The following is a 2,355-nucleotide window of genomic DNA, read 5'->3' on the forward strand; positions in this document are numbered from 1 at the left end:
GCCCAGACCGAAGTGATGCCACCTCAAACCGCTGTCCACACAGCGCATGTCCACGGTCAACTACCGTGACATGAGACACCAACCGATCAACAACAGGGGTATCCTGCGTTGCTTGGGTCTCGCAGATATGTCCCCCAGTCCTGCACGACCCGATTGGAGGTGACGATGACGCTGCGGCGCAGTTTGTAGCGCTGATGGATCAGGGTCTGCAGCCATGCGCCGGCGTCGTCGGGGATGGCGCGTGCGAGGAACAGATCGTCGAGCACGAGGAGATCGCAGTCGATGATTGTTCGCATCCGGGCCTCGCGTTGCGCGGGGGCGTTCAGAGCGTGGCGGTGGAAGAAGTCATCGGTCTCGAGATACTGGACCTTGTGGCTGTGCAGGATCGCCTGATAGGCAATCGCCTTGGCGATGTGGGATTTCCCGGTGCCCGGTTTGCCGACCAGCATCGCGTTCTCGCCGGCGGCAATGAACGCCAGGGTGTGGAGCTGGAAGCAAGTTTGGCGCGGCAATTTGGGATTGAAGGACCAGTCGAATTCGGCGAGCGTCAGTTTTTCATCGAGCCCGGATTGCTGATATCGCCGCTCGATAAGGCGGGATTGGCGACGATCCAGTTCGTCCTGCAGGATCAGGGAGAAGGTCTCGAGGAAGGGTTGGTTTGCGCCCTGCGCCTGCAGCACGCGCGTCTGCAGCGTGTCGCGGACGCCCGACAGGCGCAGCTGTCGCAGGCAGCGTTCAATTTCGGGTATGGTCATCATGGGGTTGGGTCTCCAGTTTGAGGTGAGAAGGGGTAGCGGGAGCGCTCGTGGCGGCGAAGCTGGTCGGGGTTGCGCAGGCGCCACGAGCGCGGGGTGGAGAGACGCGGTCGTCGTCAGCCCCGGTCTGCCGGCCATTGTTGCCGGCATCGTGTCGCACAGCACGGCTGAAGAGGTCGCCATATTCGGCGGGGGCGCGGATCAGTGGATGATCCTGGGTGAGCTGCGATACCGGCTGTGGGGCTTCTTCAACCTGTTGCAGCGCCTGCTCAAACAGCTGCTCGACAGTCGCGCGTACGTGCTTGTAACGGTAGATGCGGTTGCTGATGGCATGAGCACAGGCCTGCTCGACCAGCCGTGTCGGATACTTCCGGCTCAGCCCGACAATGCCCCACATCGCGCGCTGTCCGGGGCGTCCCTCGGCATCGAACATGTGTTGACACAGGGCCTTGGTTTGTGGGCCGATGCGACCGGCGTTCGCCAGCAGCACGGCGGTTTGCCGCGACGGATTGAACGGCCGTTCGTTGGTCGGCAGGACGACAGAACCGGGGTGCGTCATCCGGGGATGAATCCGCAGCAACGCATGGGTGTGGCGATCACGGATCTCGATCGTGGAAGTGTAGATGCGCACGACGACCTGACTGCCGATGGCCGCGGGCCGCGCGGCGTAATAGCTGCTGTCGACGCGGACGGTGGTGTCGTCGCAGACGGTCCGAACGACTTCCGTGAAGATGCGGAAGGGTGCGACGGGCAGCGGCCGCAGGTGTGGTTTCTCTTCCTGGAACATGGCCTCGACCTGACGGCGAGTGCTGCCGTGGATCCGCTTGGAAGCCCAGTTCTCCTCCCAGTGCCTCAAGAACTCGTTCTGGGCTTCCAGCGTCTCGAAACGCCGTCCGGCCAGCGCGGTCCCCTGGGTATGTTGAATCGCATTCTCGACGCTGCCCTTCCGATTGGGGTCCGCCACGCGGGCCGGATCGGCGACGACGCCGTAATGAGCCAGCATCGCACTGTAGATCGGATTGAGCTCGGGCTCGTACAGATCGGGCTTGAGGACGCCTTCCTTCAGGTTGTCGAGCACCACATAGCTGGCCACCCCGCCAAAATAGCGAAACGCCTCTTCGTGAAGCTGAGCCCAGACTTGCTGGCTGGATTGCCAGACCACCCGCCGGAAGCTGCGCCGCGAATAGCGCAGCGTCATCACGAACAGGCGGGGACGACGGTACCGGCCGCTCTTGGGATCGATCGTCAGCGCGCCCTCGCCATAGTCGACCTGAGCCTCCTCGCCGGGGAGGAACTCAAGACGATCAAACTGCTTGGGATCGCTTTGTCGCAACGTGCGCACAAACCGCTTGACGCTTTGGTAGCTGGACGGAAAGCCAAACTGATCGACCAAGTCCTGGTAAATCGCCTGCGCATTTCGCTTCAGGCGGACCTGTTCTTCGATCCATGCCCGATGCGGTTCGCAGGCTGAGCGGGCCAGGTGCTGGTGACCGTCGCTCCCGACACCCCAAAAGCCGGTGGTCGGGGTGGAGGAATTTGGTCCTCCGCGCTTGCCGAGCCGGTGGTCACTTCCCCGGGGGATTTTGCCTCCCCACCAGCC

At 63.0% G+C, this 2,355-nt stretch carries 2 pseudogenes; both read right to left on the reverse strand.

Going from position 1 to position 2,355, the window contains the following annotated elements:
• Positions 1 to 758 (reverse strand): annotated as a pseudogene (locus OHD58_RS30335) (ATP-binding protein); the annotation flags it as partial.
• Positions 736 to 2,355 (reverse strand): annotated as a pseudogene (istA, locus tag OHD58_RS30340) (IS21 family transposase); the annotation flags it as partial. The pseudogenes istA and OHD58_RS30335, both read right to left, overlap by 23 nt.

Source organism: Mesorhizobium sp. ZC-5 (assembly GCF_025753855.1).
Classification (GTDB): Bacteria; Pseudomonadota; Alphaproteobacteria; order Rhizobiales; family Rhizobiaceae; genus Neomesorhizobium.